The 13,963-nt window shown below is 58.6% G+C and carries 14 protein-coding genes and 1 tRNA gene; 12 read left to right on the top strand and 3 right to left on the bottom strand.

Annotation, left to right across the window (positions count from 1 at the left end):
- The first annotated feature begins 26 nt into the window (after nucleotides 1-26).
- From hisF to PA598K_RS02815, 11 genes are all read left to right on the top strand, one after another.
- On the top strand, nucleotides 27-785 hold the full coding sequence (gene hisF / locus PA598K_RS02865) for an imidazole glycerol phosphate synthase subunit HisF (RefSeq protein ID WP_128655404.1): 759 nt from the start codon (nucleotides 27-29) through the stop codon (nucleotides 783-785).
- Nucleotides 782-1,459 carry a bifunctional phosphoribosyl-AMP cyclohydrolase/phosphoribosyl-ATP diphosphatase HisIE gene (hisIE, locus tag PA598K_RS02860; protein ID WP_128655403.1) on the top strand — a complete coding sequence of 226 codons (678 nt, stop codon included), beginning with the start codon at nucleotides 782-784 and terminating at the stop codon, nucleotides 1,457-1,459. Before hisF ends, hisIE begins: the two co-directional genes overlap by 4 nt.
- Nucleotides 1,460-1,487: 28 nt before the next feature.
- A complete protein-coding gene (gene hisJ / locus PA598K_RS02855; RefSeq protein ID WP_128655402.1) occupies nucleotides 1,488-2,294 on the top strand; it encodes a histidinol-phosphatase HisJ in 807 nt (268 codons plus the stop codon).
- Between the two features lie 128 nt (nucleotides 2,295-2,422).
- The gene (locus PA598K_RS02850) at nucleotides 2,423-3,373 is read left to right on the top strand and encodes a ribose-phosphate diphosphokinase (protein ID WP_128655401.1); all 951 of its coding nucleotides are present in this window, start codon (nucleotides 2,423-2,425) and stop codon (nucleotides 3,371-3,373) included.
- Between the two features lie 242 nt (nucleotides 3,374-3,615).
- Nucleotides 3,616-5,364: a tetratricopeptide repeat protein gene (locus PA598K_RS02845; RefSeq protein WP_128655400.1), complete on the top strand. Its 1,749-nt coding sequence runs from the start codon at nucleotides 3,616-3,618 to the stop codon at nucleotides 5,362-5,364.
- Nucleotides 5,365-5,452: 88 nt separating this feature from the next.
- Nucleotides 5,453-6,400: a thioredoxin-disulfide reductase gene (gene trxB / locus PA598K_RS02840; RefSeq protein ID WP_128655399.1), complete on the top strand. Its 948-nt coding sequence runs from the start codon at nucleotides 5,453-5,455 to the stop codon at nucleotides 6,398-6,400.
- A gap of 189 nt (nucleotides 6,401-6,589) precedes the next feature.
- Nucleotides 6,590-7,531 carry an ROK family glucokinase gene (locus PA598K_RS02835; protein WP_128655398.1) on the top strand — a complete coding sequence of 314 codons (942 nt, stop codon included), beginning with the start codon at nucleotides 6,590-6,592 and terminating at the stop codon, nucleotides 7,529-7,531.
- 71 nt (nucleotides 7,532-7,602) lie between these two features.
- Nucleotides 7,603-8,487 (top strand): RNase adapter RapZ, encoded by an 885-nt coding sequence (gene rapZ / locus PA598K_RS02830; protein WP_128655397.1) that lies wholly within the window; start codon nucleotides 7,603-7,605, stop codon nucleotides 8,485-8,487.
- Nucleotides 8,488-8,507: 20 nt separating this feature from the next.
- Complete coding sequence (locus PA598K_RS02825) at nucleotides 8,508-9,494, top strand: gluconeogenesis factor YvcK family protein (protein WP_128655419.1); 987 nt, start codon at nucleotides 8,508-8,510, stop codon at nucleotides 9,492-9,494.
- Between the two features lie 5 nt (nucleotides 9,495-9,499).
- Complete coding sequence (whiA, locus tag PA598K_RS02820) at nucleotides 9,500-10,429, top strand: DNA-binding protein WhiA (protein WP_128655396.1); 930 nt, start codon at nucleotides 9,500-9,502, stop codon at nucleotides 10,427-10,429.
- Between the two features lie 134 nt (nucleotides 10,430-10,563).
- A complete protein-coding gene (locus tag PA598K_RS02815; protein ID WP_020621082.1) occupies nucleotides 10,564-10,833 on the top strand; it encodes an HPr family phosphocarrier protein in 270 nt (89 codons plus the stop codon).
- Between the two features lie 327 nt (nucleotides 10,834-11,160).
- Here the strand turns inward: PA598K_RS02815 and sda are convergent, their stop codons facing one another.
- The 3 genes from sda to PA598K_RS02800 form a co-directional block, all read right to left on the bottom strand.
- On the bottom strand, nucleotides 11,161-11,466 hold the full coding sequence (sda, locus tag PA598K_RS37690; protein WP_260405236.1) for a sporulation histidine kinase inhibitor Sda: 306 nt from the start codon (nucleotides 11,464-11,466) through the stop codon (nucleotides 11,161-11,163).
- Between the two features lie 239 nt (nucleotides 11,467-11,705).
- Nucleotides 11,706-12,287: an ATP-dependent Clp endopeptidase proteolytic subunit ClpP gene (clpP, locus tag PA598K_RS02805; RefSeq protein ID WP_185601475.1), complete on the bottom strand. Its 582-nt coding sequence runs from the start codon at nucleotides 12,285-12,287 to the stop codon at nucleotides 11,706-11,708.
- A 147-nt stretch (nucleotides 12,288-12,434) separates the two neighbouring features.
- Nucleotides 12,435-12,509 (bottom strand) — tRNA-Arg (locus PA598K_RS02800).
- Nucleotides 12,510-12,841: 332 nt separating this feature from the next.
- On the opposite strand from PA598K_RS02800, the gene PA598K_RS02795 reads away from it, so the two are divergent.
- Entirely contained in the window at nucleotides 12,842-13,879 is a 1,038-nt protein-coding gene (locus tag PA598K_RS02795; RefSeq protein ID WP_128655394.1) for a sugar-binding transcriptional regulator, read from the top strand.
- Nucleotides 13,880-13,963: the final 84 nt, after the last annotated feature.

The raw sequence follows: 13,963 nt of genomic DNA, 5'->3' as shown, positions 1-13,963 counted from the left end.
AAAACGATCCTGGAGGTGGTAGAGTCATGTTAGCAAAACGTATTATTCCTTGTCTGGACGTCAAGGACGGTCGGGTGGTCAAGGGCGTCAACTTCGTCAATCTGCGCGATGCCGGCGATCCTGTCGAGCTGGCGGCAACGTATGATGTAGAAGGCGCCGACGAGTTGGTCTTCCTCGACATCTCGGCCTCGCACGAAGGCCGGGCGACGATGGTCGATGTCGTGCAGCGTACAGCGGGCGAGATTACGATCCCATTTACGGTGGGCGGCGGCATCGGCCATGTCGACGATATGAAGCGGCTGTTGCGCGCCGGCGCCGACAAGATCGGCATCAACACGGCGGCGATCCGCAGCCCGCAGCTCGTCTCCGAGGGAGCGCGCAAGTTCGGCTCGCAATGTATCGTGGTGGCGATCGACGCGAAGTATAACAGCGAATGGGGCGAGTGGGAGGTCTACACGCACGGCGGCCGCAACGCGACGGGTATCCGGGCGTTGGCCTGGGCCAAGGAAGTGGAGAAGCTCGGTGCGGGCGAGATCCTGCTGACGAGCATGGACGCCGACGGCACCAAGGACGGCTTTGATATCGGGCTGACCAAGGCCGTCTCATCGACGTTGTCGATCCCGGTCATCGCCTCGGGCGGAGCAGGTCGGATCGAGCATTTCGCCGAGGTATTCGAGGAAGGCCAGGCCGACGCCGGGCTGGCGGCGACGATTTTCCATTATAAGGAACTGACGATCAGACAGGTCAAGGATGATCTGCTGCAGAAGGGAGTAGAGGTCCGATGACGACAGATCGGGAGACATTGCTGGCGCAAATCAGCTGGAACGCGGACGGCTTGGTGCCGGCGATCGTGCAGGATGCGGTGAGCAAGGAAGTATTGATGATGGCGTATATGAATCGCGAGTCGCTGGGGCGGTCGATCGATAGCGGCGAGACGTGGTTCTGGAGCCGCTCGCGGGCGGAGCTGTGGCATAAGGGGGCGACCTCCGGGCATACGCAGAAGATTCGCTCGATGCATTACGATTGCGATGGCGATACGCTGCTGGTGCGCGTCGAGCAGAACGGCGCAGCGTGCCATACGGGGCGCTATAGCTGCTTTTTCAACGACATCGAGGTGCCGGGGGCGACTGCAGACCCGCGCGAGGCGTCGGATCGCTTCGCGATGCTCAACCAGCTGGAGGCGACGATCGCTCAACGCTATGCCGAGCGTCCGGCGGGCGCGTATACGACCTACCTGTTCGAGAAGGGGATCGACAAGATCCTGAAAAAGGTCGGCGAAGAGGCGACTGAGGTCGTGATCGCTTCGAAAAATCAGGACAACGACGAGCTGCGCAGCGAGATGAGCGACCTGTTCTTCCACCTGATGGTGCTCATGCGGGAGCGCGGCCTGTCGCTCGACGACGTCATGCGCGAGCTCGGTCAGCGGCACGGCAAGCCGACAACCAACAAGATGCGCTAGCGCAGCGCCGATCCGGGAGGCGAGAGCAATGAACATTGACTACCATACGCATCATGCCCGCTGCGGCCATGCGGTAGGCACGTTGGAGGAATATGTGAAGCGGGGGATCGAGATCGGGCTGGATCAGCTCGGGCTCTCCGATCATATGCCGCTGCTGCACGTCGATCCGGCGACGTACTACCCGGAGATGGCGATGCCGATGGCAGAGCTTGCAGGCTACGTCGAGGAGTGCTTCGAGCTGCAGGCGAAGTACCGCGGCCAGATCGATATCCGTGTCGGTCTGGAGGGCGATTACATCGAAGGCTGGGAGGAGCAGATCGAGACGATCGTGACGAGCTATCCCTGGGACTATGTGATCGGCTCCGTTCACTTCCTCGGCGAGTGGGACATTACCGACTTCCGGCAGACGGCGGGCTGGGAGGGACGCGATCGACTGCAGGTGTACGAGCAGTACTACGATGCGGTGCAGAAGGCGGCGGCGACGGGCTTGTACGACTACATCGGCCATATCGATGTCATCAAGCGGTTCGGCTACAAGCCGGACGAGGATGTGACGGCGCTCGAGCGGGCAGCGCTGGATTGTGTGAAGCGCCATGATCTGGCGATCGAGCTCAACGTGTCGGGGCTGCGCACCCCTTGTGCAGAGATGTTCCCATCGAGACACATGCTCGCATATGCTCGCGAGATCGGGCTGCCGCTGACGCTCGGTTCGGACGCGCATCAGCCGGAGCGACTCGGCCAATATTTGGATGAGGGGCGTCAATTGCTGCGGGAGCTTGGGTTTGCGGAGCTGGCGACCTTCCGCGAGCGGCGGCGCGAGATGATCCGCTTTTGAAAATTGGCCGCTAGCATGTATAATAGATGGTGAATAATGCGCGATCAACTCGCGACTAAAGTTACGGCATGTCATGAAGCGGTGCAGGCAAGAAGAATACAAACGGTTCAAACGCTCAGGAGGGTATCATGTTTAGCGATAAGTTGCGAATTTTCTCTGGTTCCTCGAACCAGCAGCTGGCCGAAAGGATCTGTACAGAGCTCGGACAGACGCTCGGCAAGATCAAAATCTCCCGTTTTAAAAGCGGCGAGGTCTATGTCCACTATGAAGAAACGATTCGCAATTGCGATGTTTTCATCGTGCAGTCGTTCTCCCATCCGATCAACGAGAACTTCGTCGAGCTGCTGGTCATGATCGATGCGGCCAAGCGCGCCTCGGCCCGTACGGTTAACATCATCGTGCCTTACTACGGCTATGCCCGTCAGGAGCGCAAAGCGGCGCCGCGCGAGCCGATCTCGGCGAAGATGGTGGCGGATGTGCTGACGACGGTCGGAGCGGACCGCGTCATCACGATCGATCTGCATGCGCCGGCGATCCAGGGCTTCTTCAACATCCCGGTCGATCATCTGACCGCGCTGGATATCCTGAGCGACTATCTGAAGAAGAAAAACATCAAAAATCCGGTCGTCGTCTCGCCGGATGCCGGACGGGCGTCCACGGCGGAGAAGCTGGCCAACTACCTGGACTCTCCGTTTGCCATCATGATCAAGAAGCGTCCGGCGCACAACGAGTCGGTCATCACGCATGTCATCGGCGATGTCGAGGGCCAGACGCCAATCATCATCGAGGACTTGATCGATACCGGCACGACGATCGTCAACGTTGTCGAAGGGCTCAAGGAGCGCGGCGCCGAGGATATCTATGTGTGCGCGACGCACCCGCTGTTCTCGGGACCTGCGTTGCAGCGTTTGGACCATCCCAATATTAAAGAAGTGATCGTCACGGATTCGATCCAATTGCCAGCATCCCGATCCGATCGCTTCACAGTTCTGACCGTCGCGCCGATGCTGGCTGAGGCTACGCGCATCATCATGCAAGGCGGCTCGATCAGCACGCTGTTCAAAAACGCAGGCATCTAGAGGCTGGGCCTATCGGCAGCGCGCACCGCTGAGCCGGTAGGCCTCCTCTTGCAAAGACACTCCGGCAGCAAGCATCGTTCGTGCTTGCTGTTTGGCGTGAACGGGGGTAGGCGGGCTGCCGGGAAGGACGCACGTCCAACCTCCGGACGTATTCTGACTCGCCTGTGCGTCCTGTAGTGTATTGCGGCGGGAAGCTATGGTATAATCGTACCAAATTCGAAGTGCCGGGAGGTGTCTTGCAGGTGAAGGGGAAGAAACGACTGGCTGCGGGCGGTCGCGCCAAGGTGATCGCAATTCAATTGGACGCGACGTTTTTTTTCGAACGAGCGGTACGCTCTCTGGATCGATATCATTACGACAAGGCACTGAAGTACTTCCGGCGGGCGGTCGAGTACGAGCCGGATAATCCGGTCAATCATTGCAATATGGCGGGCATCCTGTCGGAGATGGGGCAATACGAGGAGTCCAATCGTATCCTCGGCCGCATCCTCGAGGAGCTGGAGCCGACGATGACGGAGTGTCACTTCTATATGGCGAACAACTATGCCAACCTGGAGCGCTACGAGTCGGCGGAGGATGCGCTCGTCAAGTATCTCGAGGAAGACGAGGAAGGGCAGTTCCTCGAGGAAGCCGAGGAGATGATGGAGCTGCTCCATTACGAGCTGGAGCGGCCGCCGCGCCAGGCGACGATCAAGTCTCGGGAGAGCCTCCAGGAGCATGATCAGGCGCGCAAGCTGCTCGAGGAGGGCAAGTTCGTCGAAGCGGTGCGGATGCTGGAGCAGATGGTCAAGAAGCGCCCCGACTTCCTCGCTGCCCGCAACAATTTGGCGCTCGCTTATTATTACATGGGCTTGTTCGACAAGGGCATGACAGCGACCCAGGAGGTGCTTCAGGCAGAGCCGGGCAACCTGCATGCACTGTGCAATCTGGCGATCTTCCGTCAGCATGCGGGGGACGAGGAGGCGCTGGACGCGCTCGTCGAGCAGCTCCGCAAGACGTATCCCTTCCACCAGGAGCATGTGTTTAAGCTGGCGACGACGATGGGCATATTAGGGGAACATGAGTCGGCGTATCGACACTTCCGGCGCTTGCTCAAGGATGTCGAGCTGCAGCAGGATCCCTGTCTGTATCATTACAACGCCGTCGCTGCCGTCAGCCTGACTCGCTACGACGAGGCCGAGCGACTGTGGCGGCAGGCGGCCAAGCTGGACCCGGGATCGCGCATCCCGCGCTATTATATGGATCAGCTCGCGCAGATCCGCAGCGGCGAGGAGCCGCCGCCGTCAAGCTATCATTACCATCTGCCGTTCGAGGAACAGTTCCGGCAGTGGGAGACATCGCCGGGCGGCACGCTGCCCGATCATCTGAAGCGCGACCCGCTCGTGCGCTCGTCGTTTTTTTGGGCGCTGCGTCATGGCGACCGGCATACCAAGCTGCAGGTCATCCAGGCGCTTGGGCTGATCGCCGACAGCGAGGTCAAGGACGCGCTGCAAGCCTTCCTGCTGGAGCCAGATGAGGAGGACGACCTGAAGCGGATCGCCATCTTCGTGCTCCGGTCGATCGGTGTGCACGAGGCGCTGGAGGCGGTGCTGGATGGCCAGCGTACGACCGTTGAGGCGAACCGCATGCCCTCGCGGCTGCCGGTCTGGATGCCGCAGTGGCAGGAGGTGCTCGAGGCGGCGCTGACCCGCATGAACAAGCAATACGACATGATCCAGCGCTACGATCTGCTGACGCTGTGGGTCGAGTTCCTCTCGCGGCTCTACCCCGAGGTCCCCAAGATCCATCGGGCAGAGGCATGGGCGGCGGCGCTCGAGTATCTGACAGCCAAGATGCATCGCCGGACCATCTCGTACCACGAGGTGGCGCAGCGCTACGGCACATCGATCTCCACGGTGAGCAAGCACGCCAGATGGATCGATGAGATCTGCGAGATCAAGAAAAAAATGCAATCCGTCTTCCCGGCCTTTGACGAGATCAAAGAGCCTTAAATCGATCTGCCAGCGAGCGCGCCGCATGTCGGAGGACATGCGGCCCCTTCGCAGGACGCAATACGACAACGTCAGGAGGTCATCAGACATGTACAAATCCATCATCATCGGCACAGGCCCCGCAGGCCTGACGGCGGCGATCTACTTGGCGCGCGCCAACCTCAATCCGCTCATCATCGAAGGACCCGAGCCCGGCGGCCAGCTGACGACCACGACGGAGGTCGAGAACTTCCCAGGCTTCCCTGACGGCATCATGGGCCCCGAGTTGATGGCCAATATGCGCAAGCAGGCGGAGCGCTTCGGCGCCGAGTTCAAAACCGGCTGGGTCAATAAGGTCGACACCTCGAAGCGTCCGTTCACTCTCCAGGTGGAGGGGCATGGCGAGCTGCAGGCGGAAACGCTGATCATCTCGACGGGCGCATCGGCTAAATATCTCGGCATCCCCGGCGAGCGCGATAATGTTGGTCGCGGCGTCAGCACCTGCGCGACCTGCGACGGATTTTTCTTCCGCGGCAAAAAAATCGTCGTCGTCGGCGGCGGCGACTCGGCGATGGAGGAAGCGAACTTCCTGACGCGCTTCGCCTCTGAGGTCGTGCTCGTCCATCGACGCGATGAGATGCGGGCGTCCAAGATCATGCAAGACCGGGCCCGCGAGAATCCGAAGATCACCTGGCAGCTCAACCGGACGCCGCTGGAAGTCGATGCGGGGCCGCTCGGCGTGACTGCCCTGAAGGTCCGCAACAACGAGACGGGCGAGGAGGAAGCGATCGAGACGAACGGCTTGTTCGTAGCGATCGGCCATACGCCGAACACCAAGTTCCTCGAAGGGCAGCTGGAGACGGACGAGACCGGTTATCTCGTCGTCAAGCCAGGCACGACAGAGACGAACGTACCGGGCATCTTCGCATGCGGCGACGTGCAGGATCACAAGTATCGTCAAGCGATCACGGCAGCCGGCAGCGGCTGTATGGCGGCGCTCGATTGCGAGAAATTCCTCGAGGGCAGCATGGTCCACGACTGGAGCCAATCGCTCTAACCCTCAGCCTACCGAAGGGGCGGATTCGCCGTTGCACGAGCGGCTCCGCCCCTTTTGTCGTAGCGGGAGAGTCGGAGCGGGCGCGGTTTCTTGACCGAAGGGCTTCGCTGGCTTATAGTGGGTACAGAAGCCTAATCGGGCTGTTCATGTACGATTACGAATATGAATTGATAGAGGTGGCCTAATCTCATGTCAGAGAAGATTTATGTGGGCGTCGATGTCGGCGGCACCACGATCAAGACCGGTATCTGCAACGAAGAAGGAACGCTCCTGAAAACGTATGAAGGACCGACGGGCGAAGGCTCGGAAGCGATCCTGAACAATATGGCGGCTTATGCGCGGGCGATCGTCGATCAATCCTCGTACAGCTGGGATGATGTGCAAGGGATCGGCGTCGGCATCGCCGGCTTCCTCGATATTCCGAACGGTATCGTCACCTTCTCGGCCAATCTGGATCTGCGCAATGTGCACGTGAAGGCGATCATGCAAGAGAAGACTGGCAAGCCGGTCGAGCTCAACAATGATGCCAATGTCGCGGCGCTCGGAGAAGCATGGTCGGGAGCGGGCAAGGGCGTGTCCAATCTCGTCTGCTACACGCTCGGCACCGGCGTCGGCGGCGGCATCATCGTCGGCGGGCGCGTCGTCGAAGGCTTCAATGGAATGGCCGGGGAGCTGGGCCACATCAACATCGTGCCGGATGTCGAGGCGATCCAATGCGGCTGCGGCAAGCTGGGCTGCCTGGAGACGGTCTCCTCAGCGACCGGGATCATCCGGATGGCTAAGGATGCGGTTGCGCGCGGAGACCGCACATCGCTGAGCAGCGTCGAGAACATCATGGCCAAGGATGTCGTCGATGCGGCGAAGGCAGGCGACGAGGTAGCGATCCGTATCGTCAACCGTGCTGCCTACTACCTGGGCAAATCGATGGCGACGGTTGCGGTCGTGCTCAATCCGCAACGATTTATCGTCGGCGGCGGCGTCTCCAAAGCCGGGGACTACCTGTTCGATCAGATCCGCGAGGTCTATGCCGAGCAGGCGCAGCCGCGGGCTCGTGAAGGCGTAGAGATCGTCCCGGCTGTACTGGGCAACAATGCCGGCGTCGTCGGCGCTGCAGGCTTAATCGCAAGGTAATGCGGCGTGCTGCGGCCCTGGCTGAGGTCGATTAGGAGGGCCGCAGGCGCATCGGCAGGAGGAATGAACCAATGACAAGCGAATCCATGGCCAAACTGCTCATCATCACGGGGATGTCTGGCGCGGGCAAGACGATCGCGGTCCAGAGCTTGGAGGACCTCGGTTTTTTCTGCGTCGACAATCTGCCTCCGGTGCTGATCCCGAAGTTCGCCGAACTGATCGAGTCCTCCAAGGGCAAGATCGGCAAGGTAGCGCTCGTCATCGACCTGCGCGGCCGTGAGTTTTTTACGGCATTGTCCGAATCGCTGAATTATATTAAAGACCATTATACGATCGGTTATGAGATCCTGTTCCTGGATGCGACGGACAGTGTGCTGGTCCAGCGTTACAAGGAGAGCCGTCGTCGCCATCCGTTGGCGGAGGGCGGCTTGCCGCTCGAGGGCATCCGTATGGAACGCCGTCTCCTGGAGGATCTGAAGGGCTGGGCGACGCAGGTTATCGATACGAGCAGCCTGAAGCCGGCCCAGTTGAAGGACCGCATCATCTCGCGGTTTACGAACCATGAGCAGCCGAGCATCTCGATCAATGTCACCTCGTTCGGATTCAAGTATGGCGTGCCCATCGATGCGGATCTGATCTTTGATGTGCGCTTCCTGCCCAATCCGCATTATGTCGATCACTTGCGTCCCAATACGGGGCAGCATGCCGAAGTGTATGACTATGTGATGAAATGGCCGGAGACACAGACATTTCTCGTCAAGCTGCTGGATATGCTGAATTATCTGATTCCGCTCTACAACAAGGAAGGCAAGAGCCAGGTCGTCATCGGCATCGGCTGCACGGGCGGCAAGCACCGCTCGGTAGCGATCGCCGAATACCTGGGGCGGATGCTCGGCAGCAGCGAGACCGAGGTGGTGCGGGTCAGCCATCGCGATGCCGAACGAGACCGACATTAAGAGCTAGCGAGGTGAAGCGTTTGGCTCCCCAACCGAAGGCAAAAGCCAATCCGCGCATCGTCGTCATCGGCGGTGGCACCGGTCTGTCCGTCATGCTGCGGGGACTAAAAGAAAAACCGCTCGATATCACAGCCATTGTTACAGTGGGCGATGACGGCGGCAGCTCGGGCATCCTGCGCCAGGAGCTGCAGATCCCGCCGCCGGGTGATATCCGCAATGTGCTCAGCGCGCTCGCCGACGTCGAGCCGCTGCTCGAGGAGATGCTGAACTATCGGTTCCAGAATGGGGCCGGATTGGCTGGACATTCCTTGGGCAACCTGATGCTAGCGGCATTGACGGACATCTCGGGCGACTTCGTCTCGGGCATCCGCGAGCTTAGCCGTGTGCTGGCGGTGCGCGGGCGAGTGCTGCCGGCAGCGGATCAGGCGATCGTCCTGCGGGCGCTCATGAGCGACGGCACGTATGTGACAGGCGAGTCGGCGATTACGAAGGCGAACAAGCGGATCGAGCGCATCTATCTGGAGCCGCCCGATGTCGAGCCGCTCGAGGACGCCGTACAGGCGCTGCGCGAGGCCGATGCGATCCTGGTCGGACCCGGCAGTCTGTACACAAGCATCCTGCCCAATCTGCTCGTGCCGCGGCTAGCGCAGACGATCGAGGAATCCAATGCGATCAAGCTGTTCGTCTGCAACGTCATGACCCAGCCCGGGGAGACGGACGGATACAGCGTCAACGATCATCTGGCAGCTGTGCGCGACCATGTCGGTCACCATCTGTTCGACTATGTGATCGTCAACAATAGCGACATCCCGCAGGACATCCAGCATCGCTACGCCGAACAGGGCGCCAAGCCAGTGAAGCTGGATCTCGACGATGTGCGGCGCGAGGGATACAAGGTGATTGCCGATCGGCTCGTCTACTCTCATACCTATCTGCGCCATGACGCGGCCAGGCTCAGTCATCATATCCATCAGCTTGTCGAAGGCTGGACGTTACGAAAGAGGTGAGAAGCTTGTCCTTTGCGGCTCAAACCAAAAAAGAACTGACCATGGTGGAGGCGGACGACTGCTGCGAGAAAGCCGAGCTGTCTGCGCTCATCCGGATGAACGGATCGGTCAATGTGGCCAATCGCAAGGTTATCCTCGATGTGTCCACGGAGAACGCCGCAATCGCAAGACGGATCTATACGCTGATCAAGAAGCTGTTTGCCGTGCATACCGAGCTGCTGGTGCGCAAGAAGATGCGGTTGAAGAAGAACAACGTCTATATCGTCCGCGTGCCGCTGCGGGCCCAGGAGATCCTCCAGGAGCTGAGCATCGTCTCGGAGGGGTTCGTCTTCAACCAGGGCATCGACAAGGAAATGATCCGCAAATCCTGCTGCAAGCGGGCCTATCTGCGGGGCGCCTTTCTGGCTGGAGGCTCCGTCAACAATCCGGAGGGCTCGTCTTATCATCTGGAGATCGCCTGCATGTACGAGGAGCACTGCCAGGCGATGGTCCGGCTGGCCAACCGCTTCCGCCTTAATGCCCGCTGTATCGAGCGCAAGAAGGGCTTCATCTTCTATATTAAGGAAGGCGAGAAGATCATCGAGCTGCTCAACATGATCGGCGCGCATCAGGCGCTGTTCAAGTTCGAGGATGTGCGGATCATGCGCGATATGCGCAACTCGGTCAATCGGATCGTTAACTGCGAGACGGCAAACCTGAATAAAACGATCGGAGCCGCTGTCCGGCAGATCGACAATATCCGGCTCATCGAGCGGGAGATGGGGCTTGAGAGCTTGCCTGAGAAGCTGCAGGAGGTGGCTCGCATTAGGCTCCAGCATCCAGATGTCAACCTCAAGGAGGTCGGCGATTTGCTAGGAGGCAAGGTGAGCAAATCCGGGGTGAACCACCGTCTGCGCAAGCTCGACGAGCTCGCTGAAAAAATAAGAAACGGCTAAACTTTTCAACCTAGTGCGAACAGTGTTATAATGCTATAATAGTGAGAAAAGGCTTGAAACTAGGTATTTTGCAATATCCAACAATGCCAATTACTTAATTAGGTTTGCAATATGTTATAGGGGGTATGGTTTTAATGACAAGGCATCCGGTGGTCGTTCGATTGAAGACAGGTCTCCATGCTAGACCGGCAGCGCTTTTCGTGCAAGAAGCGAATAAGTTCTCTTCGGAAGTATTTGTGGAGAAAGACGACAAAAAAGTGAATGCCAAATCCATTATGGGGATTATGAGCTTAGCGATCAGCTCGGGTACCGAAGTTCACATTAGTGCGGAAGGTTCGGACGCAGAACAAGCTGTAACCGCTTTAGTCACACTAGTGAGCAAGGAAGAGCTGGAGAACCAATAGGCAGCCCTCAGAGCTGCCGTGCAGGCATCGCGTGAAGGGCTCCCTTGAGGAGCTTTTTTGCAGTTCGACTCGGATAGCGGAGCGTGGGCGAGTATCTGAATAGCATAGGCGTACATGAGGCATACCAAAGCTCGGGTGAACGAGCAGGGTATGCCTCTTCGGGCAGGACGGCGGGCTGCGGATCGAAGGATCGATGGGAGTGCGCCGAGCGTTGTGTCGACAGTGACAGGCGGGTGAACAGGCGTAAGCGTAAGCGACAAAAAAAGCTGCTCCTCCGGCGTTGACGCCATAAGGAACAGCTTCTCTGTATTACGTATGCGTGTGCCGTTAGCGCTGCTGTTGCAACTCTTGGCGCAATATTCCCCGCTGGTCCAGTGCGTGCTCGATCAGACGGATGAAATCGTCGGACAGGCGCATCGCCTTGGCTTCGCGGTACACTTCCAGCAGATGCTTGTCATTGAGCGGCTTCAGGAGCAGGGTCTTGTCCTTAAAGCCGGCAGTGGTTGCATCCACCTGTCGCTCGGGAATAAAACGAACCGACGAATCCACCGATGCCGTGGCGGCATGCGGAGCATACGGTTCGCTGGACTTTATAAAGTTGCGCATCGTAAGAAAAGGATTCGAGATTCTCATGAATATGCACTCCATTTAATGGTTTCAAAAACAAGCCTAGAGTTGTATGATTATGGGAGGTTTGCTTGTAAATCATCTTACCATGAAATGGATAGTGCGTCTTCCGTAATTCAAAGGTTTGAATTTTTGTTGACAGATCTATACTAATGTGGTATTGGATTGGTCAGTTTTTGGGCAAAAGCGAGCCCCGCACTTGGGGTGCGGGGCTCGCGACATTCGCCAGGCATCCGGCGAAGGAATTAGATGCGTTCGATAACTTTGTCGACGAGGCCGTACTTCTGCGCTTCCTCGGCGCTCATGAAGTAGTCGCGGTCTGTGTCCTTCTCGATGCGCTCCAGCGGCTGGCCAGTACGATCGGCGAGGATGTGGTTCAGTTTGTCCCGCATCTTGAGGATGCGCTTGGCGCGGATCTCGATATCGCTGGCTTGCCCTTCGGCGCCGCCCAGCGGCTGATGGATCATCACTTCGCTGTTCGGCAGCGCGTAGCGCTTGCCCTTGGCGCCGGCTGTAAGCAGGAAGGCGCCCATCGATGCGGCCATCCCTACGCAGATCGTGGAGACATCGGGCTTGATGTATTGCATCGTATCGAAGATCGCCATGCCGGCCGTGATCGACCCGCCCGGGGAGTTGATGTACAGGCTGATATCCTTCTCGGGATCATCTGCAGCCAGGAATAGCATCTGAGCGATGATGGAGTTGGCGACGACATCGTTGACGCCGCTGCCGAGGAAGATGATGCGATCCTTCAGCAGACGGGAGTAGATATCATAGGCGCGCTCCCCGCGATTGCTCTGTTCAATAACCATAGGCACGAAATTCATATCCAATCGAGCTCCCTCCAAACATTAAGTGGTGATGATCTTGAATAGTCTTATCATAATCCATCGCGAATCAAAAGTCAAAGATAGTCAAACCAATCATAAAAAAAAGACCTTGCGGTCATCTTCGGTGAAAATAATGAAGGTAAATGGCGCGCCCGCGAGGAATCGAACCTCGATCTCAGGCTCCGGAGGCCTACGTCATATCCATTGGACCACGGGCGCATAGCATTACATTATCAGCTTCCTCATAACGAGGATAGCGAGACTTATTATATTGGATAACGCTTTAAAAAGCAAGGGCTTGGCTTGAAATAAGATTATTCAGACAAGTCGCAAGGATCAGGGCCCCCTGCGAGTCAACGTTGAACGCGCCATAAATCGGACAGGCAGGGCAAAAATAGGAATGGAATCTCATGTCAGGTCTTGCATGCGGGAGGAATATTCGTTACAATAACAGTGGGACTAAAAATGATACGCCGGGACGAAAAACGTCCATCCGGAGAGCGTTGTGGCAGATGCAGCCACGGCCGGGGCCACAGGAGTGAAGATGCAAGATGCGCAAAATCATCGAATTGCAGCAGCAGCTTCTGCCGGACATGTTGGATATCTTCCGTAAACGATACTCCATCCTCCAGCAGGTGAAGCAATCGGAGACGATCGGCCGGCGCGCGCTGGCCGGCTCGCTCCAGATGAGCGAACGGACGATGCGGGCCGAGATCGATGAGCTGAAGGCGCTTGGTCTGCTCGATGTGCAGGCTTCGGGCGTGCGCGTCAGCGAAGCCGGTCGGCAGTTGGTCGAAGAGATCGAGCCGATCGTCAGCGAGCTGTTCGGCCTCTCGGAGCTGGAGGAGCGCATCCGCGCTTACTTCGGCTTGCGGCAAGTGACGATCGTCCCAGGCGATGCAGATAGCTCGGAGCAGGCCAAGCGCGAGCTGGGCCGCGCGGGCAGCCAGGCGATGCTGAAGTACATGCAGCCAGGCGACGTGATCGCGGTCACCGGCGGCACGACGATGGCGCATGTGGCCAATCACCTGGTGTCGCCTACTCCGCTGCGCGGCATCCGCTTCGTGCCGGCCAGGGGCGGCCTCGGCGAGAGTCTGGACTATCAGGCCAACACGATCGTCTCGACGATGGCGAAGCGCACGGGCGCGCAGTACCGGCTGCTCCACGTGCCGGACCATCTGAGCGACGATGCCTACACCTCGCTCATGCAGGAGCCCAATATCCGTGAGATCGTCGAGGTCGTCCGCAGCTCCCGGGTCGTCGTGCATGGCATCGGCGACGCGATGGTGATGGCGCGGCGACGCAAGGTAGACGAGGCGGTTACGGCTGCGTTGCAGGAGGAAGGGGCGCTGGCCGAGGCGTTTGGCTTTTATTTTGACCGGCACGGCCAGGTGGTTCACCGTATGAAGACCGCAGGACTGCGGCTGGAGGACATCCAGTCGACGGAGGTCGTCATCGGCATCGCGGGCGGCCGCAGCAAGGGAGAGGCGATCGCCGCCGTGATGCATTTTGGCCATGACGATGTGCTGGTCACGGATGAAGCGGCGGCAGAGGAAATCGTCCGTTTGATGGAGAGCCGTCCGAAGTGATTTTTTTGATCGCAGGGATAACGGGTAAAGATGAGGATATCATGATGTTGTCGACTATATTTTGCAGTTGCGGCATCTTAAGAT

This window comes from Paenibacillus sp. 598K (genome assembly GCF_003851045.1).
In the GTDB taxonomy this organism is placed as follows: Bacteria; Bacillota; Bacilli; order Paenibacillales; family Paenibacillaceae; genus Paenibacillus_D.
This window is presented reverse-complemented; position numbering and strand designations above follow the sequence as displayed.

Bases quoted from the DNA above. Each gene is read 5' to 3' on its own strand.
- hisF (WP_128655404.1), top strand. From the start codon at position 27: ATGTTAGCAAAACGTATTATTCCTTGTCTGGACGTCAAGGACGGTCGG.
- hisIE (WP_128655403.1), top strand. From the start codon at position 782: ATGACGACAGATCGGGAGACATTGCTGGCGCAAATCAGCTGGAACGCG.
- hisJ (WP_128655402.1), top strand. From the start codon at position 1,488: ATGAACATTGACTACCATACGCATCATGCCCGCTGCGGCCATGCGGTA.
- PA598K_RS02850 (WP_128655401.1), top strand. From the start codon at position 2,423: ATGTTTAGCGATAAGTTGCGAATTTTCTCTGGTTCCTCGAACCAGCAG.
- trxB (WP_128655399.1), top strand. From the start codon at position 5,453: ATGTACAAATCCATCATCATCGGCACAGGCCCCGCAGGCCTGACGGCG.
- PA598K_RS02835 (WP_128655398.1), top strand. From the start codon at position 6,590: ATGTCAGAGAAGATTTATGTGGGCGTCGATGTCGGCGGCACCACGATC.
- rapZ (WP_128655397.1), top strand. From the start codon at position 7,603: ATGACAAGCGAATCCATGGCCAAACTGCTCATCATCACGGGGATGTCT.
- PA598K_RS02815 (WP_020621082.1), top strand. From the start codon at position 10,564: ATGACAAGGCATCCGGTGGTCGTTCGATTGAAGACAGGTCTCCATGCT.
- sda (WP_260405236.1), bottom strand. From the start codon at position 11,466: ATGAGAATCTCGAATCCTTTTCTTACGATGCGCAACTTTATAAAGTCC.
- clpP (WP_185601475.1), bottom strand. From the start codon at position 12,287: ATGAATTTCGTGCCTATGGTTATTGAACAGAGCAATCGCGGGGAGCGC.
- PA598K_RS02795 (WP_128655394.1), top strand. From the start codon at position 12,842: ATGCGCAAAATCATCGAATTGCAGCAGCAGCTTCTGCCGGACATGTTG.